At 53.8% G+C, this 18,948-nt stretch carries 21 protein-coding genes; 6 read left to right on the forward strand and 15 right to left on the reverse strand.

Going from position 1 to position 18,948, the window contains the following annotated elements:
• The first annotated feature begins 37 nt into the window (after window positions 1-37).
• Window positions 38-979, forward strand: a complete 942-nt coding sequence (fabY, locus tag OGV71_RS09350; RefSeq protein WP_003825286.1) for a fatty acid biosynthesis protein FabY — start codon at window positions 38-40, stop codon at window positions 977-979.
• A gap of 150 nt (window positions 980-1,129) precedes the next feature.
• Here fabY and OGV71_RS09355 read toward each other — a convergent pair whose 3' ends face one another.
• Window positions 1,130-2,038 carry an alpha/beta hydrolase gene (locus tag OGV71_RS09355; protein ID WP_204583127.1) on the reverse strand — a complete coding sequence of 303 codons (909 nt, stop codon included), beginning with the start codon at window positions 2,036-2,038 and terminating at the stop codon, window positions 1,130-1,132.
• A gap of 205 nt (window positions 2,039-2,243) precedes the next feature.
• On the opposite strand from OGV71_RS09355, the gene OGV71_RS09360 reads away from it, so the two are divergent.
• Together OGV71_RS09360 and OGV71_RS09365 are read left to right on the forward strand one after the other, a co-directional pair.
• The gene (locus OGV71_RS09360; protein ID WP_043018956.1) at window positions 2,244-2,486 is read left to right on the forward strand and encodes a ribbon-helix-helix domain-containing protein; all 243 of its coding nucleotides are present in this window, start codon (window positions 2,244-2,246) and stop codon (window positions 2,484-2,486) included.
• On the forward strand, window positions 2,486-2,860 hold the full coding sequence (locus OGV71_RS09365) for a type II toxin-antitoxin system VapC family toxin (protein ID WP_003028682.1): 375 nt from the start codon (window positions 2,486-2,488) through the stop codon (window positions 2,858-2,860). Before OGV71_RS09360 ends, OGV71_RS09365 begins: the two co-directional genes overlap by 1 nt.
• A 36-nt stretch (window positions 2,861-2,896) precedes the next feature.
• Here the strand turns inward: OGV71_RS09365 and fdhE are convergent, their stop codons facing one another.
• The 4 genes from fdhE to fdnG are packed head-to-tail and all read right to left on the reverse strand — an operon-like array spanning window position 2,897 to window position 8,420.
• Window positions 2,897-3,826 carry a formate dehydrogenase accessory protein FdhE gene (fdhE, locus tag OGV71_RS09370; RefSeq protein ID WP_003028685.1) on the reverse strand — a complete coding sequence of 310 codons (930 nt, stop codon included), beginning with the start codon at window positions 3,824-3,826 and terminating at the stop codon, window positions 2,897-2,899.
• Window positions 3,823-4,458 carry a formate dehydrogenase cytochrome b556 subunit gene (gene fdoI / locus OGV71_RS09375; RefSeq protein ID WP_003028686.1) on the reverse strand — a complete coding sequence of 212 codons (636 nt, stop codon included), beginning with the start codon at window positions 4,456-4,458 and terminating at the stop codon, window positions 3,823-3,825. Before fdoI ends, fdhE begins: the two co-directional genes overlap by 4 nt.
• Window positions 4,455-5,357, reverse strand: a complete 903-nt coding sequence (gene fdoH / locus OGV71_RS09380) for a formate dehydrogenase O subunit beta (protein WP_003028691.1) — start codon at window positions 5,355-5,357, stop codon at window positions 4,455-4,457. Before fdoH ends, fdoI begins: the two co-directional genes overlap by 4 nt.
• A 12-nt stretch (window positions 5,358-5,369) precedes the next feature.
• Window positions 5,370-8,420, reverse strand: coding sequence for a formate dehydrogenase-N subunit alpha (gene fdnG, locus OGV71_RS09385; protein ID WP_085952512.1), 3,051 nt, complete (start codon window positions 8,418-8,420; stop codon window positions 5,370-5,372).
• A 192-nt stretch (window positions 8,421-8,612) separates the two neighbouring features.
• Between fdnG and fdhD the strand changes: the two genes are divergently transcribed.
• Window positions 8,613-9,449 carry a formate dehydrogenase accessory sulfurtransferase FdhD gene (fdhD, locus tag OGV71_RS09390; RefSeq protein WP_071696218.1) on the forward strand — a complete coding sequence of 279 codons (837 nt, stop codon included), beginning with the start codon at window positions 8,613-8,615 and terminating at the stop codon, window positions 9,447-9,449.
• Here the strand turns inward: fdhD and OGV71_RS09395 are convergent.
• Entirely contained in the window at window positions 9,416-9,922 is a 507-nt protein-coding gene (locus OGV71_RS09395; RefSeq protein ID WP_204583125.1) for a YgjV family protein, read from the reverse strand. The genes fdhD and OGV71_RS09395 overlap by 34 nt on opposite strands.
• 58 nt (window positions 9,923-9,980) lie before the next feature.
• The gene (locus tag OGV71_RS09400) at window positions 9,981-10,502 is read right to left on the reverse strand and encodes a Crp/Fnr family transcriptional regulator (RefSeq protein ID WP_048234217.1); all 522 of its coding nucleotides are present in this window, start codon (window positions 10,500-10,502) and stop codon (window positions 9,981-9,983) included.
• A gap of 129 nt (window positions 10,503-10,631) precedes the next feature.
• On the opposite strand from OGV71_RS09400, the gene OGV71_RS09405 reads away from it, so the two are divergent.
• A complete protein-coding gene (locus OGV71_RS09405) occupies window positions 10,632-10,844 on the forward strand; it encodes a YdgH/BhsA/McbA family protein (RefSeq protein WP_139934968.1) in 213 nt (70 codons plus the stop codon).
• Between the two features lie 56 nt (window positions 10,845-10,900).
• On the opposite strand, the gene OGV71_RS09410 is transcribed toward OGV71_RS09405, so the two are convergent.
• The 6 genes from OGV71_RS09410 to OGV71_RS09435 form a co-directional block, all read right to left on the reverse strand.
• Window positions 10,901-12,646 (reverse strand): putative frv operon regulatory protein, encoded by a 1,746-nt coding sequence (locus OGV71_RS09410; RefSeq protein WP_204583124.1) that lies wholly within the window; start codon window positions 12,644-12,646, stop codon window positions 10,901-10,903.
• Window positions 12,646-13,716, reverse strand: a complete 1,071-nt coding sequence (locus tag OGV71_RS09415) for an aminopeptidase (protein WP_003847889.1) — start codon at window positions 13,714-13,716, stop codon at window positions 12,646-12,648. The genes OGV71_RS09410 and OGV71_RS09415 overlap by 1 nt, the downstream gene beginning before the upstream one ends.
• The gene (locus OGV71_RS09420; RefSeq protein WP_003847888.1) at window positions 13,706-15,151 is read right to left on the reverse strand and encodes a PTS fructose-like transporter subunit IIBC; all 1,446 of its coding nucleotides are present in this window, start codon (window positions 15,149-15,151) and stop codon (window positions 13,706-13,708) included. The genes OGV71_RS09415 and OGV71_RS09420 overlap by 11 nt, the downstream gene beginning before the upstream one ends.
• 10 nt (window positions 15,152-15,161) lie before the next feature.
• Entirely contained in the window at window positions 15,162-15,608 is a 447-nt protein-coding gene (locus tag OGV71_RS09425; protein WP_204583123.1) for a PTS fructose transporter subunit IIA, read from the reverse strand.
• Window positions 15,609-15,790: 182 nt separating this feature from the next.
• A complete protein-coding gene (locus OGV71_RS09430) occupies window positions 15,791-16,114 on the reverse strand; it encodes an AzlD domain-containing protein (protein WP_048234211.1) in 324 nt (107 codons plus the stop codon).
• A complete protein-coding gene (locus OGV71_RS09435; RefSeq protein ID WP_016151262.1) occupies window positions 16,114-16,773 on the reverse strand; it encodes an AzlC family ABC transporter permease in 660 nt (219 codons plus the stop codon). Before OGV71_RS09435 ends, OGV71_RS09430 begins: the two co-directional genes overlap by 1 nt.
• 101 nt (window positions 16,774-16,874) lie before the next feature.
• Between OGV71_RS09435 and OGV71_RS09440 the strand changes: the two genes are divergently transcribed.
• Window positions 16,875-17,423, forward strand: a complete 549-nt coding sequence (locus tag OGV71_RS09440; protein ID WP_003028726.1) for a helix-turn-helix domain-containing protein — start codon at window positions 16,875-16,877, stop codon at window positions 17,421-17,423.
• Between the two features lie 57 nt (window positions 17,424-17,480).
• Here the strand turns inward: OGV71_RS09440 and rhaM are convergent, their stop codons facing one another.
• Entirely contained in the window at window positions 17,481-17,795 is a 315-nt protein-coding gene (gene rhaM, locus OGV71_RS09445) for an L-rhamnose mutarotase (protein WP_032950683.1), read from the reverse strand.
• Window positions 17,792-18,940 carry a lactaldehyde reductase gene (gene fucO, locus OGV71_RS09450; protein WP_204584361.1) on the reverse strand — a complete coding sequence of 383 codons (1,149 nt, stop codon included), beginning with the start codon at window positions 18,938-18,940 and terminating at the stop codon, window positions 17,792-17,794. Before fucO ends, rhaM begins: the two co-directional genes overlap by 4 nt.
• Between the last annotated feature and the right edge of the window lie 8 nt (window positions 18,941-18,948).

The following is an 18,948-nucleotide window of genomic DNA, read 5'->3' on the forward strand; positions in this document are numbered from 1 at the left end:
ACCGGTATGGCCGCGGACAACAAGAGAGAATACGACTATGTATCACCTTCGAGTACCGCAAACAGAAGAAGAATTGGAGCGCTACTACCAGTTTCGCTGGGAGATGCTGCGTAAACCATTGCACCAGCCAAAAGGCTCCGAACGGGATGCCTGGGACGCGATGGCGCATCACCAGATGGTGGTGGACGAAGAGGGGAATCTGGTTGCGGTAGGGCGTCTGTATATCAACGCGGATAATGAAGCTTCCATACGCTTTATGGCCGTAGACCCCTCCGTGCAAGAGAAAGGGTTGGGCACGCTGATGGCGATGACTCTGGAGTCTGTGGCGCGTCAGGAAGGGGTCAAACGCGTAACCTGTAGTGCCCGTGAAGATGCGGTCGAATTTTTCGCCAAGCTCGGTTTTGTGAGCCAGGGAGAAATCACCACGCCGCAAACCACGCCGGTGCGCCACTTTTTGATGATTAAGCCCATTGCGACGCTGGACGATATTCTCCATCGCGGGGACTGGTGCGGACAGCTACAACAAGCCTGGTACGAACATATTCCATTGAGTGAGAAAATGGGCGTACGCATTCAGCAGTACACTGGGCAGAAATTTATCACCACGATGCCCGAGACAGGCAATCAGAATCCGCACCATACCCTGTTTGCCGGTAGCCTGTTTTCACTGGCTACGCTAACGGGCTGGGGACTTATCTGGCTGATGCTGCGCGAGCGTCATCTGGGTGGGACAATAATCCTGGCCGACGCGCATATCCGATACAGCAGGCCGATCACCGGGAAACCAACTGCTATTGCCGATCTGGGGTCGTTGAGCGGTGACCTTGACCGCCTGGCAAGAGGTCGCAAGGCGCGCGTTCAGATGCAGGTCGGGGTGTTTGGCGATGACACTCCGGGCGTCGTGTTTGAAGGTACTTACATTGTGCTACCTGCGAAACCGTTTGGCGCATATGAAGAAGGCGGTAACGAGGAAGAGTAGGTCCTCTGGCTAAAATGTAATGTTGGGTTCATTTGCTGATGTAAAATGCGGATTATGAAAATGTCATAATCCGCATTTTGATAAAAATCGCATGCTGTCGATAATTGTATTGACGGGTACCTTCCTTAATTTCAGAACTCATGAACATCCTTATTGGCCAAGCCGCCAGGCCACATCTCGCATCACATTTCGTGCCGCCGGGCTCACCCCTGCCAACTGGAAAAAACCGTGGATGACGCCGAGATAGCGTTGGCAAGAGCACTCCACGCCTTGCTCCAGGAACCGTTGATACAGGGCTTCACCCTCATCTCGCAGTGGGTCGAATTCGGCAGTAATGATGTGCGTGGGCGGTAAACCGTTGAAGTCTTTGCGCCAGAGTGGGCTGACTTCGGGATGTAATGGATCGGTTTTCGGCATATACATTTCGTAGCCCGAAAGCAGTGTATCGCGAGTGATAATGTAATCCCGTCCATTATGGTCATAGCTCGCAAAGCTGGCGGTTGCGTCCAGCATCGGGTAGATCAGCATAAGCTGTGCAGATTGCCATTGCCTGGCCGCTTTCAGGCGTAGTGCGGTGACTAGCGCCAGGTGTCCACCTGCGCTGTCGCCAGCAAGCGTAATGTTGTCCCGGTCTACCCCCAGTTTCTGGGCATACTTCCAGATAATGTTGGCCCCGGTTTCAGCATCGTTATGTGCTGCCGGGAAGGTATGCTCTGGTGCGAGGCGATACTGCACCGCAATGACCCGACAGCCGCTGTACCAGGCGAGTTGCCTTAGCTGGTTATCATGTGTGGCAAATCCACCGCTGACAAAGCAGCCACCGTGATAATAGATAACGCAGGGGAGATTTCCCGTGCTGCCCCGCGGCGAAATAACGCGAAATGCCATGGCATCGAGTTCAATATCTTCAGCCTGTACGCGGGTTTCAGTTTCTCCGGCCAGCGCCGTACTGGCAATATAGGCCGCTCTCCGGTCATCAATATTCTGCTCACGGGAAGAAGGGCGTCCCGCCGCGATAAATGCCTCCACTAACTGCGCAATCCCGCTTTCCAGTACCATTTTTAAATACTCTTATCTGTATGGATATACAGGTTTATAACCTGGATTACTAAGAATGAAAATGGGAAAAATAGGGATGGGTATGATTCTGGAAAGCGGCTCGCAAAAGTAAAAATCGTTCGCGTGGAGGCTATTTTCTTGTTTTTTTCAGGTGTATGTTGTGTGGAAATTAATCGCTGATGATATACTGGAGGTATATATGAGTATGATGGCTGGGATGGATATGGGCAGAATTTTACTCGATTTATCAGATGAAGTGATTAAACGTCTTGATGATCTCAAGGTGCAGCGCAACCTGCCGCGAGCAGAACTTTTACGGGAGGCCGTTGAACAGTATCTTGAGAGGCAGGATCAGGCTGAAACCACAATTTCACGTGCTCTTGGGCTGTGGCAAGGCTGTGAGGAAGATGGTGTTGAATACCAGCGTAAACTCCGTGAGGAATGGTAATGGTCAAAGGATCCGCGCTTTTTGATACCAACATCCTCATCGATCTGTTTAGTGGGAGAAATGAAGCAAAACTAGCGATAGAAACATGGCCGCCGCAGAATGCAATCAGCCTCATTACATGGATGGAGGTGATGGTGGGTGCAAAAAAATACCATCAGGAAGCCCGTACTCGTGTTGCGCTAGGTGCTTTTAACGTGATCGGCGTTTCACAGGATATTGCTGAACGAAGCGTGAGTATCAGACAGGAATATGGGATGAAATTGCCGGATGCCATTATTTTGGCAACAGCACAGATTCATCGTCTTACGCTGGTTACGCGAAATACTAAGGATTTTGCAGGCCTATCCGGTGTGGTCACACCGTATACATTATAACCCGGGCGACTTACGCCGCCCGGTAGTGCGAAGAACTTACTCCCCTTCACCCGGGAACAGGAACGGGTTGATGGAGCTGCGGGCAAAGCCCTCTTGCTCCATGTGCGCGTCCAGCATCAGTGAAGCGAGATCGTCGGCCACGGCTTCGACTTTCGGGTCTTTTTCCTGATAGAGAATCTTCAGGTATGTCCCGCAGTCGCCGCAGCTTTCAGCTTTGATTGCCGCCTGTTCGTTATCCAGTGACCAGTAGTTCAAATCACGGCTCTGCTCGCAGTTGCTGCACTTCACGCGCACCACGTGCCACTCGGTTTCGCACAGGTTGCAGTGCAAATAACGCAGACCTTGGGTGGTACCGATTTGCACCATGCTGGAGACCGGCATTGAACCACACACCGGGCAGTACTGACGCTGTTCACCGTATTCCGCACGGGCTTTGCCGGGGATCAGGCTTGCCATCTGGGCCCAGTAGAGCGACAGGGCAGCCCAAATGAACGGTGCTTTGTCGCTGCTGACGGAGGCAAAATCAGAGGCAAACAGCGCGCTGGCCATCAGCTCCAGTTCTTGCTCTGAGGCTTTTTCCAGATTCTCGATCACCGCTAACGCGGGACCGCTCATCTCTGGCTTCAGCTCAGCAATCAACGACTGCAGCAGCTTTTGCCAGTGCTTGTCGCGTGGCAGGACGTGGATATCCAGCGGCGGTTTGCCCTGATCGTTCGCTTCTTTGATGCGCGCGGTCAGATCCATCTGCAGCGGATGGTCGTACAGCACCACTTCCTGCGCGTGGGCGATCAGCGCGGCAAAGCGCAGGTAGTCGCCCAGCGGGTTGTTCTCGGCCAGCTCGCGCAGGCGCTCAGCGCGGCGGTTATACAAATTTTTGAGTCTGGGGAATAATAACGGCGGAATCATATCCGCCGTGCGTTTCTCGCTCTTCTCCAGCTCATCTTGCGGGATTATGCGAATACTCATTCAGATGACTTTTCCTGTTTCTGGCGGACTTCACGGTACCAGCGCGGGTGATGTTTCTTCGCCCATGAGCTGGTAACCCATCCTTCCACCATCGCGGTAATGGTGCCTTTCACCCAAAGGGCGGCGTAAATGTGCACCATGATAACCACAATTAGCGCTACTGCGGCAAATGAATGCAGCATTAACGCGAATCGGATCACCGGGATTGAGAAAGCAGGCGCAAAATACGGACGCCAGATGACCACTCCGCTCACCAGCAACAGGACCAGGAAGATAATCGCCGCCCAGAATACGCATTTCTGGCCGAAGTTATAACGTCCCGTGTCACCTACTTCCTCGTTGACGACAATCTTACGAATATTCTTCGCCCAAAAGATATCATCCCGATTGATTAGATTGTGGTGCCAGTAACGGAAAAACATGATGATAAACGAGGCAAACATGATCACGCCGACAAACGGGTGCACAATTCGCGCCAGTTGCGGAGTGCCCATGATGTGCATCAGCCAGTTAAAAGACGGGAAGAGAAAGCCCATCCCGCTCACTGCCGCCAGAATGAAGCAGAAGGCGGTGATCCAGTGGTTGATGCGTTCCGGCGCCGTGTAGCGCACGATGGTGTCACGTCGTTTCATTTGCGCACCTCGTCTTTTTCTTCATGCAGGTTGTCTTCTTCCTCTTCCGCGCGGTTCGGGCCTACACCGACGTAGTGGAAGATACTGGCCGCAAATGTCGCTGCAAAGCCGACGGCTGCGAGAGGTTTCCAGATGCCTTTCCAGAATTTCACGGTGGCGCTGATTTCCGGGTTCTCCGGCAGGCCGTGATACAGATTCGGCTTGTCAGCATGGTGCAATACGTACATGACGTGCGTACCGCCAACGCCTGCCGGATCGTACAGACCCGCGTTTTCGTAACCACGCGTTTTCAGCTCCGCCACACGCTCGCCTGCCAGCGTTTTCATCGACTCTTTAGTACCGAAATGAATCGCGCCGGTTGGGCAGGTTTTCACGCAGGCCGGTTCTTGACCGACCACGACACGGTCAACGCACAGCGTACATTTGTAGACGCGGTTGTCTTCCGGGTTGAGGCGCGGCACGTCGAACGGACAGCCTGCGATACAGTAGCCACAGCCGATACACTGCTCGGACTGGAAGTCGACGATACCGTTGGCATACTGAATGATTGCGCCTTCAGCCGGACACGCCTTCAGGCAGCCCGGATCGGCACAGTGCATACAGCCATCCTTGCGGATAAGCCACTCCAGTTTGTCGTTCTGTTCCACTTCCGAGAAGCGCATTACCGTCCAGGATTTAGCGGTCAAATCAGCTGGGTTGTCGTACACCCCAACGTTGTTGCCCACTTCATCACGGATGTCGTTCCATTCTGAACACGCCACCTGACACGCTTTACAGCCGATACAGGTGGTGACGTCGATAAGCTTCGCCACCTCTTCCTGATGGTCCCGCGCCTGAGGCGCGGGGGTGAAACCGTTAGTGGCGGAACGACGAATGATGTCTTGCGATTGATAAGCCATAGGTCGTCTCCGTTACACCTTTTCCACGTTCACGAGGAAGGACTTAAATTCCGGCGTCTGCGTGTTCGCATCACCGACGAATGGCGTTAACGTGTTAGCGATAAAGCCTTTTTTCGCCACACCTTCGTAGCCCCAGTGAATCGGAATACCGATGGTGTCGATATCCTGACCGTTGGCCTTCAGCGTGCGAATACGTTTAGTCACCACTGCTTTGGCTTTAATGTAGCCGCGGTTAGAGGAGACTTTGACGGTATCGCCATGAGAGATACCGAGCTTATTCGCCAGCTTCTCGCCAATTTCCACAAACTGTTCCGGCTGTGCGATGGCATTGAGCAGCGCATGCTTGGTCCAGTAGTGGAAGTGCTCGGTCAGACGATAGGTCGTACCGACGTACGGGAATTTATCTGCTTTACCCAGTGCTTCCGCGTCACCTTTAAAGATGCGCGCGGCAGGGTTAGATATGACGTTCGGGTGCAGTGGGTTAGTCCCCAGCGGCGTTTCAAAAGGCTCGTAGTGTTCCGGGAACGGACCTTCCGCCATCTTATCGATAGCAAACAGGCGTCCCATCCCTTCCGGCTGCATGATGAACGGCCCAACGTTGCTACCAGGTGCGGCGGCGCTGTAGTCCGGAATATCCATCCCGCTCCATTTCGCCCCATCCCATTTCAGGATCTGACGTTTTGGATCCCACGGATTCCCCTGCGGATCAGCGGAAGCGCGGTTATACAGAATGCGTCGGTTGAGCGGCCACGCCCATGCCCAGCCCAGCGTGTTGCCAAGGCCTGATGGGTCGGCGTTATCGCGACGTGCCATCTGGTTGCCTTCCGGCGTCCAGCTACCGGCAAAAATCCAACAGCCGCTGGAAGTGGTGCCATCGTCACGCAGTTGGGCGAACGAGCTAAGCTGTTGGCCTTTCTTAACGATGACTGCACCTGTTGCCGGGTCGATAATGTCGGCCAACGCTTTACCGTTGCTCTCCATCGCCACTTCTTCCGAAGCCGGTTCGTGTGGTGTGGAGTAGTTCCAGGTCATGCTCAGCACCTGTTCCGGGTTCGCGCCACCCTGCTCGGCATACATCTTGCGCATGCGCAGGAAGATACCGGCGAGGATTTCACCATCGGTAACGGCAATCCCCGGGGCATCCGCGCCTTTCCAGTGCCACTGCAGCCAGCGACCGGAGTTAACGATAGAACCGTTCTCTTCGGCGAAGCAGGTGGACGGCAGACGGAATACTTCGGTCTGGATTTTCGACGGGTCAACATCGTTCGACTCACCGTGGTTCTGCCAGAAGGTAGACGTTTCGGTGTTGAGTGGGTCGATGGTGACCAGGAATTTCAGTTTGGACAGTGAAGCCACGACCTTGTTTTTATTCGGGAATGACGCGACCGGGTTAAAGCCCTGGCAGATATAGCCATTCACTTTGCCCTGGTTCATCATCTCGAAGTACTGCAGCACGTCGTACCCTTTATCCCACTTCGGCAGCAAGTCGAAGCCCCAGCTGTTTTCCGCTGTCGCTTTATCGCCAAAGAAGGCTTTCATCATTGAGACGAAGAATTTCGGGTAGTTGCCCCAGTAGTTCACCTGACCTTCCAGCAACGGTTTTGGCGTGTTGGCGGCAAGGTAGGTTTGCAGGTCAGTCTGTTTTTCGCTCGGCAGCGTCATATAGCCCGGCAGGCTTTGTGACAGCAGGCCTAAGTCGGTCAGACCCTGAATGTTGGAGTGACCGCGCAGGGCGTTAACACCGCCGCCGGCCATCCCCATGTTGCCAAGCAGCAACTGGATCATCGCCATGGTACGGATGTTCTGCGCACCTACGGAGTGTTGTGTCCAGCCAAGGGCGTACAGGAACGACGCGGTTTTATCTTTGGCACTGGTTTCTGCGATGTACTCACAGACCTTCAGGAAGTCAGCCTTTGGCGTACCGCAGATATTTTCTACAACGTCCGGCGTATAGCGGGAGACGTGCTGTTTCAGCAGGTTCCACACGCAGCGCGGGTGTTGCAGGGTGACATCGCGTTTGGCGAAGCCTTTTTCATCCAGCTCGTAGTTCCAGCTGGTTTTGTCATACTTGCGTTTGTCCGCGTCGTAGCCAGTGAACAGGCCATCTTCGAAACCGTAATCCTCACGCACGATCAGGCTGGCGTTGGTATAGGCCTCAGTGTATTCGCGGTTGAATTTTTCGTTGTTCAGCAGGTACAGCAAGACGCCTGACAGGAAAGCAATGTCAGTACCGGAACGAATCGGCGCATAGAAATCAGCCACCGCTGCGGTTCGCGTAAAACGCGGATCGATCACGATCAGCTTCGCGCCGTTGTGAATTTTAGCTTCCATCGCCCAGCGGAATCCGACCGGGTGAGCTTCAGCGGCGTTACCGCCCATCACCACAACGAGGTTGGCGTTTTTAATGTCGACCCAGTGGTTGGTCATCGCACCGCGACCAAATGTTGGAGCAAGACTTGCTACCGTTGGTCCGTGTCAGACGCGTGCCTGGTTATCGACCGCGAGCATACCGAGCGCGCGGGAGAATTTTTGCGTTAAATAGCCGGTTTCGTTACTGGAAGCGGAAGCACACAGCATCCCGGTGGAAAGCCAGCGGTTAACGGTTACGCCTTCGGCGTTTTGTGCAACGTAGTTTGCGTCGCGATCTTCTTTCATCAGTTTAGCGATGCGGTCAAATGCCTCATCCCAGCTAATCTGTTGCCACTTATCAGAGCCTGGTGCGCGGTATTCCGGGAATTTCAGGCGACTTTCGGAGTGGATGAAGTCCACAAGTCCTGCCCCTTTCGGGCACAGCGCGCCACGGTTAACCGGGTGATCCGGGTCCCCTTCGATATGGAAGATGGATGCTTTGGCGTTTTTTGCTCCGTCACCGAGACTGTACATTAACAGTCCACAGCCAACGGAACAGTAAGTGCAGGTGTTACGGGTTTCGCGGGTACGCAGCAGTTTATATTGCCGTGTTTCCGCGAGCGCTACGCCGGGTGCAAAACCCAGTGCCGCTGCCGTGGTGCCTGCCATACCGCCAGCGCAGATCTTAAAGAACTGCCTTCTGCTGACCTGCATGGTTTGCTCCTTTTTCGACATTGTCACGTTCCCTCACTTTTCCGTTACTCGAGCGTGAGGGAAGTGGTTGTTATTTTTCTTTGCGGACGGGACCGCAAAGGTCCAGAATTGGGTGAATTTCCCTCCGTCCAGGAGGGGTTTGTAAAGAATACCACAATGTTGGTATGCGTGTTCCAATATGGTTAAAAGAAAGTGAATAAGATTATTCGAGAAAACATCAAAAATGTGACGACTTTGACAGGATCGCGCCAGCTGACCCTCTGGAAACGCGAGGATTTGCAACATCCTCAGCCGGATGTCGTCGCTGAAGAAGTACCGGTTGCGCTGGTTTACAACGGGATTTCGCACGTGGTAATGATGGCGTCACCGAAAGATCTTGAGCACTTTGCGATGGGCTTTTCACTTTCTGAAGGCATTATTGAGCGCCCACAGGATATCTACGCAATGGAAGTGGTTCCTTCCTGTAACGGATTAGAAGTGCAGGTTGAGCTGTCCAGTCGTCGATTTATGGGGCTGAAGGAGCGTCGTCGCGCGCTGGCCGGTCGCACCGGTTGCGGCGTTTGTGGCGTGGAGCAGCTCAATGACATTGGCAAGCCAGTCCAGCCGCTGCCGTTTACCCAGACATTCGATCTGGCGAATCTCGATCACGCTTTACGACATCTCAATGATTTTCAACCCGTGGGGCAACTGACAGGCTGCACGCACGCGGCTGCCTGGGTACAGCCGTCAGGTCATCTGGCGGGCGGGCATGAAGATGTTGGGCGTCATGTTGCGCTGGATAAACTGCTGGGGCGACGCGCAATCGAAGGCGAAACCTGGCAACAGGGTGCGGTATTAGTCTCCAGCCGCGCCAGCTACGAGATGGTGCAGAAGTCGGCGATGTGCGGCGTGGAGATCCTGTTTGCTGTTTCTGCGGCGACAACGCTGGCGGTAGAAGTTGCCGAGCGCTGCAACCTGACGCTGGTGGGTTTTTGCAAACCGGGCAGGGCGACGATTTATACGCATCCACAGCGTCTGGTCGCGCAGTGACGCCACCAGGCGGCCATAATACTGCCTGAAAATGCTAGTTTCATGATTACGGCAACCGGCGAGCCAACAATCACATTGTTCAGTAGCCAACACAGGCTTCCGCACAATGTGTATCCCCGTAATTTTCCGCTGCGTTTTTGAAACGACGCAAAAGTCATCAACAGGCTTCCCATCAGCGGCAAAATACTCGACAGATTTTGCCAAAGATAAATGCTACACAGCAGCGATCCCAGCATATATCCCCACATCACCCAGCGGTGAAACGTGATGATGGCCGTCGCATAGCGGCAAGCGGCAATGATCATTAGCCCAGCCGCAGTGTGTTGATCCAAAAGATAGAAATGGATAGCTAACAGGGAAGTAGAGCCGGTGAGCAGCGTTAAAGTGATAGCCCGGCGTTGAAAATGAAAAGCGGAAATATCCAGTAAGAAGCTGATGCCAGCCAGCATCTGAGAGAGAAGAAATGCGTTCATTGTGGTCGCCATCGATTAAAGAGTGACGGGACAATAATCGACGCATCAACGTAAGGCGTTAACCTTTGTTAAGACGCTGGCGAATACGGGACAGGCTAACGGGGGTAATGCCGATATAGTTGGCGAGATCACGCTGAGTGAGCTGCGACTCCCAGTCCGGGAAGTGTGTTTGTACGTACTGGTAGCGTTGCTCTGGGGTATTGAGCAGCAGCATTTGCTCTTTTTTCTCTTTGTAGATCAATTGCTGGACCAGTAGCTGGGTCTTAATCTCCTGATTTTCCGGTGCATTCAGCAACGCCAAGGGGATTTCAGTGGTTTCTCCAGCGGCGATCATTTGCAGACTGTAATCGGCAGGCGTGTTAGTTAGCCAGTTCAGGTACAGAAAGCAGTATTCTCCGGCAAAGTAGAATTCTTTAACCCTTTCAATGCCGTTGTCCGCGTGATAAACCGCACGAGCAACACCATGATGCAAAAGATGAATTTTACTTTGTGGTTCACCTTGACGAAGTAACCAACTACCTGCCGGTTGCGTTTTTCTACGGCTGCCAGCAAGCCATTGTGATTCCTGATTACGTGACACTTTATCTCTCAAATAATTTGAATAAGACTGGCAAATCCTTCCGCTTTTAGTTGTGCGATGTGAGGGCTATTATTTATCACATCAAGGCACGGTGCCTTACTCAAACAACTAAGTTAAAGGGTTTATATCATGAAAAACATCAAAACTTTTGTCGCAGTTATCGCTCTGGCTACTTCTTTCGGTTCTTTCGCTGCTCAGACAGTTACTGCAACCGGTTCTACGCTGGAAAGTGCTGAAGCAAAAATTGCCGCCCAGGCTGAACGTGCAGGCGCCAGCGATTATAAAATCACTCAGGCTTACACCGGTAACCGCGTGCACATGACTGCTGAACTGCTGAAATAAGATACCTCAGTACTGTCGAAAGAGCGCCCTTGAGGCGCTTTTTTCATTTCTGATATTTACTGACTGAGCAATGCAATAAACGCTTCATATCCGGTCAATCCCGCAATAGTATCAGCCTGATGGCTGCTCAGTACGCTGGATAAATAACTGAAGATTTTTAGTTCATGCCGCGCCTCGGCGGCGGCACAGGCGATCAGGACATGACTGACGGGTTCGTTATTCACCAAAATGGGCTGTGCGAGGGTGATAAAGAAACCGCGGAAACGACGCTCCTGTTCGCTCCAGCAATGAGGAATCGCCAGGCGATTCACTATCAAGTTTTCACCTTCATGCTCCCGGGCGCAAATGCGTAGCGCTTCGTCCTCAGTGATATGGCCCTGGGCCACAAGCTGGCCGCAGATCCGACCGATGATGCTCTGCCAGCTTTCGGCCTTCATATTGGCGTAATGGAAGCAGCCCTGCTGTAAAAAGAAACGTTCGGGCTGCTGGCGGATAAAGGCCGTCGCAAGGAAGTGTTTGATCTGCTCGGTACCCGCTGCGGTGATAATATTCTTGATGGTTAGGGTGTTTTTTAGAGATTCATCAAGCAGATAGTGACTATTGTTGACGATTAACAGCGGGGTGATTTCTTCGCTGATGGCGCTGACTTCACTTGTATTTCGCGCAATGATCACCCGACAATTCAGGACATCCCGCTCAATAGCCTGTTGGTTGATGGTGGCGATAGCATTCTGGTCGGATAATAAAATGACCGGCTGACGCTCGTTTTGATGCCGCTCCAGCGCACAGGCGAAGTAAAGCCCGATGAGATCGCTATCGAACAACGGGATATCCAGTTTTTCGCGCAACAGGGCGATAAAACGCAAACTCAAATCGAAAGCGGCAGGCCAGGTAGACTTCAGGTTATGCATACTGCTCTGGCGATGCTCCGGTACCCAAACCGGGGCAGAGACGCATCTCAACAGGTGGCCAGTAATATTTTCAACCAGTTGGGCATCGATAACGTTCAACGCGGCAATGCCGGGAACGCTTTTTAACAAGCAGGTCACCGCATCGGCCGAGATGGTCATTGCCTGACGTTGCCTGATTTCCAGAAGACCGATCAGGGTTCTGAAAGCGTTTTCGCCCAGGTAGACTCCTCCTTGTTCCACCGCATTTTTCAGTGATATATACCGACACTCCGGCCACGATCCGGTGAGCTGATTACGCAGGGCGTAGACTGCCAGCACCAGACTTGCCAGGTACTCTCCCGAGATGAACGGGAATTCATCAAGTTTTTCACATGCAGTGTTGAGCCTGTCGATGTTGTCTCGGGTAATACCTGGCAGTGGAATTAAGAGTGGATCTTTTTTAAGCAGATTTGCCAGCAGGATTATGCGTTTTTCTTCTGGTTCATCAATGAAATGACCGACGCCCGGGCGGCTGGCAAGACAAAAGGCGCGCTCATAGCGCTGTTTCAAACGCGGGAGACGATCTGCCACCCAGGTTTCAGGTAAATTGAGTGCTGAAGCCAGCTGTACGCGGGGTGTAAAGGTATTAAGCAGAAGAAAGGCCAGCAACCGGTCATCATTATCATGGCGTTGCAGAAGCTGAAAATAACCGCGTCTGTCGACGATATCCAGTTGATAACCCGCGTTGCCGCCAGGCTGAATACGAGCCTTACCGCTGAGGGTAAAATTGAGGTAATCAATATCACGCAGGATGGTTCGACTCGAAACGCCAGTTTGTCGCGCCAGCTCGCCCAACGGACACGGCTGCTGTTCAAGAATATCCACAATTTTTAACTGGCGTTCCGATAACATTAATTCACCTGGAGAAAGTCGGTGAAGGATTTCACTTTTTCTGCCGTCAGCGAGCTCAGCAGCTCGCGCACCAGCGTAAACAGCGCGTCGTAATCTGCTGCGGAAATCATGCCGCTGTTGGCGTGGAGATAGCGTGTCGGCAGGCAGAGTGCCGCCACCGGACGACCCCCTCCCATAACGTTATAGCGTCCGCCGTCCGTCGCCCCGGTTTTCATGGTGCAGAACTGCAAAGGCGCATCGCTGTTTTTGGCACACGCTTTTAACGCGGCGACCAGCTGTTGATTGGGAAAATAGCGCTTATCGAACAGCATCAGGCCAGGGCCATCGCCAAGCTTGAGCGGGTATTTGATGGCGTCGATTCCGGGCACATCGCCCGCAACTGCGGTATCCAGCACTATCACCACGTCGGGCTTGATATGCTCGGCCGAGGTTTGCGCTCCGCGCAGCCCGACCTCTTCTTCCACGCTGCCCACGCCGTACAGGGTAATGTCAGGGTTATCGACGGTTTGTAACAGCTCAGCCATCAGCGCGCAGCCGACGCGGTTATCCAACGCTTTACCGACGATCTTATCTTCGCCCCAGCGAGCGAAATTGGCTTCCGGGCTAATGAAGTCACCGATCGCAATCCCGTATTTTTCTACTTCTTCGTGGCTGTTAGCGCCAATATCGATAAACATCTCGTCAAAGGTCAGCGGCTGCTGTTTCTGCTTTTCCGTCAACGCGTGCGGAGCGACGGAGCCGATAATACCAGGGATTTTAAATCCCTTGCGTGTGCGAATGGTGACCCGGTGGTTCAGCATCGACTGGCTCCACCAACCACCAATGGTGGTGAAGCGCAAAAATCCGCTCTCGTCGATATGCGTGACCATAAAGCCGACTTCATCCATATGGCCGACAACCGCCACCTTCGGCCCGCGGTTGCCTTTGCGGGCGACAAAGCTACCGAGGCCGTCGAAGGTGATTTCATCGACGCTGGATTCCAGCGCGTTAATGAGAAGAGTACGAACTTCCTGTTCATCGCCGCTGACGGCGCTGGCTTCGCATAACTGCTGAAGTAACTCAATGTTCATGGGCAAGCTCCTGCTGCGCGGCTTTACGTTTCAGCCACAACCCTTTCAGGATAATAATTAACGAAATGTTCAGTGCCAGACCGATAGCCAGCACCAGGTAAAATGATCCCGCCGGAGACATCAGGCCAATCAGCGGATCAAAGATACCTAAACCCGGCGCGAGGCGTTTGATTCCAAAGGCGATAACCAGCATGCCGGTAACGCCACCGGAGAGCGTATTGGCGGTAATCATCGGCAGCGGCGCGGCCAGTGCGTAGGGGATGGCCGGCTCGGTGGCGACGGTGGCACCGACGACAATCGCACTGCTGGCGGCGGCCTTCTCCTGTTGCGTAAACAGTTTGGGCGCTAAATAGGTAGCGATTCCCGCCGCGACGGGCGGCATCAGCGCCACCACGCCGACGATGGCGTACCAGTCATAGATATGTTTTTCCAGCAGTGAGAAGCAGAAGAACCAGGCCGTTTTATTGATTGGCCCGCCCATATCAAACGCCAGCATCGCACCAACGAGGAAGGCCGCGCCCATTTTCATGGATGGAGGAATGGTGTTCAGGAAGTGCAGCAGACCGCCCATAATGTCGGACATCACCGGGCCGATGACGTAGTAAGTCAGTACGCCGAACACCAGTAAAGTGACAAACGGGATCAGCATAGAACCAAGCAGTGGCTGTAGCGCTTTGCCGAGGCGAACCTTGCGAAACCAAAGGACAAAGTAGCCAATTGCCAGCCCGAGTACGACCGCGCCGAGAAATCCTGCGCCGGACTGCGTACCCAGCAGGCCTTTATCGTTCGCCAGATAACACACCAGAAATGCTGGGGCAAAAGCGGGTTTATCGGCAATCGACCAGGCAATATATGCCCCCATAATCGGGATCATAAAGGTAAAGCCCAGATAGCCGATCGATTCAACAATCCAGGTGAACGACGGCGCGCCTTTCGACATATCGGTATAGGGCAAACCGAACTGCACCAGCATATTGGCGATGGCGACCAGAATACCGCCGCCGATAACAAACGGCAGCGCGGCGGAAACGCCCGCCATCAGGTGGCTCATTACGCTACCGTGCTGGACCTCCTGTTTTCCCAGTTTCACGCTGCTATCGGCGGCGAAAAGTTGGGAATGCGTCGGTAACTGCGTAAAAATCAGGTCGATATTTTTTAGCGCCTGGGAAATGGCGATTTCATAGACTTTTTTCCCGGCAAAACGTGCCCGGTCTTCGCCGCTCAGGCCGCGACCGGTGGCCAGAATGACATAATCGGCAGCGGCAATCTCTTCATTGCTCAGGCGGTTTTCGACGCCGCTTGAGCCCTGGGTTTCGACTTTAATCGTGTGGCCGAGCGAGCGCGCTTTTTGCTCCAGCGCCTCTGCCACCATATAAGTGTGGGCGATCCCTGCCGGACAGTTGGTGATCGCCACTAAACGTAAGGATGACTCCATAGCCGCGTCCTTATGAGGTTAAGGTCTGATTAAGCAGGGCGAGCACTTGGCTGGCGCCACCTTGCTTCAGTTGATCGATGAAATCCTGATGAATGATTTTGCGGCACAGGGTGCCGATGATTTTGACCTGATCGTCCTCGCCGGTTTGCGGCACGCCGAGGCAGATCCAGCAGTTGACGTCCTCGCCGTCGCTGGCTTTCCAGTCCACGTTTTCTGATTTGCGCGCGAACAACACAAAGGGCTGCCTGACGCAGGCGCTCTTACCGTGCGGGACGGCAATACCCGAGCCAAAGCCGGTGGAATGCAGCTTTTCGCGCAGCAATAGCGTTTGCAGGAAAATGCTGCGATCGGAGACATAGCCATTCTGAAACGCCATATCTGCCAGTTGCTTGAGGATGGCATACACGCTATTCCCCTGAATATTCAGGTCAATGCAGTTAGCTGTAAGGGTTGTCATGTGGGGGGCTCTGTTAAAACTATTTGATTTGATTCTAACGGCGAGATGGCGAAGAGATGAGCGGCAATATGTCAGCGTGGAATGACAATTTGGGGCCGAGTTAGCGCGTGGTTTTGTGGGGTAAAACACACAACGCTACAGGCGATTACCCTGATGAATATTTCGCCAGGGTAATTATTTTTTTAGTGTATTCCCGCCATCCTTAACAATGCGGTCACCACCGCGGCGGCAACGATCACCACGATTAGCGGCAGCTTGCGCCAGGCGAGAAATACCGCGAAGCCAACCCCAAGAACCCGCGCCATACCGGCAAAGTGTTCGCCTTCGTAAAAGGTGGTCGCCAGCGCAACGGAGAACAGTAATACCGTTGCGGCGTCGGAAAGCAGCGCCTGCGAGCGTTCCGAGAACGCTAAACGACCCCCAAGCTTCGCTCCGCCTAAACGCATTAAATAGGTTCCCAGAGATAAGATGGCGATACCGACGATAAACAGCGTCATGTTGCCCATTATTTTTTCCTCGTCAGTAAGCCAAACAGTGAGAGCAAAACCGGTAAACCGACCGGCGCAAAGGGGATGGCGGCAAGCGACAACCCGGCACCGCTACAGGCGCGAATCAGCGTGGTGCGGTTTTTAAAGGCCGGGACCACTAAGGCCAATAAAATAGCAGGGAAGACGGCATCCAGACCGATGGTTTCTGGGGCGGGGAGCAGTTTGCCGACGCCCGCGCCGATCAGTGTGCCTACAGGCCAGAAAATCGCGACGCCCAGACCGCACAGCCAATAGGCTGCTTTACGTTGTTCGGGCGTTTTTTGCGACAGGCCGAATACTACGCTTTCGTCGTTCATGATATGACAACCGAGGAAACTCGCAGCCCGGGAGCCCACAAGATCGCGCACCGTGACGCCAAACGGGACGTGTCGGGCGTTGACCAGTAAACCGGCAGCCGCAGCCGCCAGTGGGTTACCGCCGCTGGCGACGATGCCGATAAACATAAACTCGGATGCACCCGCCAGCACGGTAATAGAGAGCACAAACGGTACCCACAGCGGGAAGCCGTAGGCCATTGCCAGCGAGCCGTATGACATGCCGACTACGCCGACGGCCAGACAGACTAAAAATATTGCTTTTATTGTGTCGCCTTTGAGACTGGAAAAATAATGTTTCATACCATTTTAGCCATATCGAACGAATTTCCATTATAATGAACGCGACCAGTTAATATTACAAGTCGAACGATTCGTTCGATATAAAGAACATGGAGTCGTGAATGACCCAGCCCATCAGTATGATCGCGAAAAGCCTGGTGCGTGAACGTCAGCGCACCGGTTTGTCATTGGCAGAGATTGCCCGTCGCGCAGGGATTGCAAAATCGACACTCTCGCAATTGGAAGCGGGCAATGGCAATCCTAGCCTGGAAACGCTCTGGTCGCTGTGTGTGGCGTTGGATATTCCCTTTGCGCGCCTGCTGGAGCCGCAGGAACAAAAAACGCAGGTGATTCGCCGCGGCGAAGGAACAAAAGTCGTGGCTGAGCAGGCCCACTATCAGGCCATTTTACTGGCCGCCTGCCCACCGGGGGCACGGCGGGATATCTATCTGCTGCTGACGCAGCCGGGCGCGGATCGGATTTCACAGCCGCATCCGCCGGGATCGGTTGAACACATCATCGTGACGCAGGGTAAGGCGATGGTGGGATTGACGGAAGCACCGGAGGAGTTAGGCGAGGGCGACTATATTTGTTACCCCGCTGACCAGGCGCATATCTTTAAAGCGCTGGAGCCTGACACCCAGGCGATTCTGGTTTCTGAGCAGAACTAACTGTTATGTTGCGTTGTGCCGGATGCGGCGCGTTAGCGCCTTATCCGGCCTGGAAGACTACTGCAAATAAAACACTTCTTTTAGCTCTGCGCTGACCGGACTGTTGTCTGGGTTTGCTGGCATTACGTCACGCATATGCTTCCACCAACGTTGGCAAACGTCGGTGCTGGCAACGGCATTCCAGCGTTCTTCGGACTCAATCTCAACGGTGGCGAACAGCAGATTGCGCTCCTCGTCGAGATAAATCGCGTAGTGATGGGCGCCGTGTTCTTTCAGCACTGTTTCCAGTTCTGGCCAGATGGGGTTATGACGACGCTGGTACTCAACGTGCGCGTCGGCATTCACCTGCATTATAAAGGCCTTGCGGATCATAACGCCTCCAGATACAGCTCGCGGACCTCGTCGCGGCTGGCGGTGCGCGGGTTGCACGGCGCACACGGATCGGCCAATGCTTTATCCAACCAGCCTTCAATATCCTCTTTGGTCACGCCAAGCTGGCTGAAACCGGCTGGAATACCGACACGCTTGCTCAGGGCGCGAATGGCGTTAATGGCTTCCATGCTTGCCGCTTTATCACTCATGTCGCGGGTATCGACGCCCATCGCCTGCGCCACGCGGGCAAAGCGAGCCTCGGCATTTGGGCGGTTAAAGTTTTCGATTACTGGCAGCAGGATGGCATTGCAGACGCCGTGCGGCAGGTTGTGGGTTGCGCCCGGCTGGTGCGCCAGCGCATGCACCAGACCAAGTCCAGCGCTGTTAAATGCCATACCCGCCAGATACTGACCAAATGCCATTTGCTCACGGGCTTCGAGGTTATGACCATCGTCAACCGCTTTCGGTAGCCACAGGTTGATCAGGTGAATCGCTTCCAGCGCGTTAGCGTCGGTGAGCGGATGCGCACCAACGGAAACATAGGCTTCCACCGCGTGGGTTAAGGCGTCCATACCGGTTGCGGCGGTAACGGAAGCCGGGATTTCCAGCATCACGCTGGCGTCATCCACGGCGATATCCGGGATGATATTCGGGTCGATGATCACCTCTTTGACCTTACGGGCAGAGTCGATAATGACCGCGTTGCTGGTCATCTCTGCTGCCGTTCCGGCGGTGGTATTGATGGCGACCAGCGGTACACCTGCATTTTTCACTTTGCCTACGCCGGAGTAAGCGGTAGAAGGGCCGGGGTTGGCGGTCAGGATCTTCACCGCTTTAGCGGTATCGATCGGGCTACCGCCACCGAAGGCAATAATGTAGTGACATTCTGCGTCCTGATACGCCGCGAAACCTTTCTGCACCAGCTCTTCCGTCGGGTTTGGAAACACTTCATCAAACAGGTGGTAAGACATCTGATGTTCATCCAGCGCGGCAAACAGGCTATCCAGCAGGCCCAGTTTTACCAGTTGACCATCGGTGACGATCAGCGCTTTACCCCATTGCTTATTCGACACGAGGTTCACCATATCGGCAATCGCGCCGGCGCCATGCAGGCTAATTTTTGGCAGTGCCAACATAAAGCTCATCATTATTC

It is taken from the genome of Citrobacter sp. Cf088 (assembly GCF_030334295.1).
GTDB lineage: Bacteria > Pseudomonadota > Gammaproteobacteria > Enterobacterales > Enterobacteriaceae > Citrobacter > Citrobacter freundii.

Excerpts from the sequence above, each read along its gene's own strand:
- fabY (WP_003825286.1), top strand. The coding sequence starts at position 38 with ATGTATCACCTTCGAGTACCGCAAACAGAAGAAGAATTGGAGCGCTAC.
- OGV71_RS09355 (WP_204583127.1), bottom strand. The coding sequence starts at position 2,038 with ATGGTACTGGAAAGCGGGATTGCGCAGTTAGTGGAGGCATTTATCGCG.
- OGV71_RS09360 (WP_043018956.1), top strand. The coding sequence starts at position 2,244 with ATGATGGCTGGGATGGATATGGGCAGAATTTTACTCGATTTATCAGAT.
- OGV71_RS09365 (WP_003028682.1), top strand. The coding sequence starts at position 2,486 with ATGGTCAAAGGATCCGCGCTTTTTGATACCAACATCCTCATCGATCTG.
- fdhE (WP_003028685.1), bottom strand. The coding sequence starts at position 3,826 with ATGAGTATTCGCATAATCCCGCAAGATGAGCTGGAGAAGAGCGAGAAA.
- fdoI (WP_003028686.1), bottom strand. The coding sequence starts at position 4,458 with ATGAAACGACGTGACACCATCGTGCGCTACACGGCGCCGGAACGCATC.
- fdoH (WP_003028691.1), bottom strand. The coding sequence starts at position 5,357 with ATGGCTTATCAATCGCAAGACATCATTCGTCGTTCCGCCACTAACGGT.
- OGV71_RS09395 (WP_204583125.1), bottom strand. The coding sequence starts at position 9,922 with ATGAACGCATTTCTTCTCTCTCAGATGCTGGCTGGCATCAGCTTCTTA.
- OGV71_RS09405 (WP_139934968.1), top strand. The coding sequence starts at position 10,632 with ATGAAAAACATCAAAACTTTTGTCGCAGTTATCGCTCTGGCTACTTCT.
- OGV71_RS09410 (WP_204583124.1), bottom strand. The coding sequence starts at position 12,646 with ATGTTATCGGAACGCCAGTTAAAAATTGTGGATATTCTTGAACAGCAG.
- OGV71_RS09415 (WP_003847889.1), bottom strand. The coding sequence starts at position 13,716 with ATGAACATTGAGTTACTTCAGCAGTTATGCGAAGCCAGCGCCGTCAGC.
- OGV71_RS09420 (WP_003847888.1), bottom strand. The coding sequence starts at position 15,151 with ATGGAGTCATCCTTACGTTTAGTGGCGATCACCAACTGTCCGGCAGGG.
- OGV71_RS09425 (WP_204583123.1), bottom strand. The coding sequence starts at position 15,608 with ATGACAACCCTTACAGCTAACTGCATTGACCTGAATATTCAGGGGAAT.
- OGV71_RS09430 (WP_048234211.1), bottom strand. The coding sequence starts at position 16,114 with ATGGGCAACATGACGCTGTTTATCGTCGGTATCGCCATCTTATCTCTG.
- OGV71_RS09435 (WP_016151262.1), bottom strand. The coding sequence starts at position 16,773 with ATGAAACATTATTTTTCCAGTCTCAAAGGCGACACAATAAAAGCAATA.
- OGV71_RS09440 (WP_003028726.1), top strand. The coding sequence starts at position 16,875 with ATGACCCAGCCCATCAGTATGATCGCGAAAAGCCTGGTGCGTGAACGT.
- rhaM (WP_032950683.1), bottom strand. The coding sequence starts at position 17,795 with ATGATCCGCAAGGCCTTTATAATGCAGGTGAATGCCGACGCGCACGTT.
- fucO (WP_204584361.1), bottom strand. The coding sequence starts at position 18,940 with ATGAGCTTTATGTTGGCACTGCCAAAAATTAGCCTGCATGGCGCCGGC.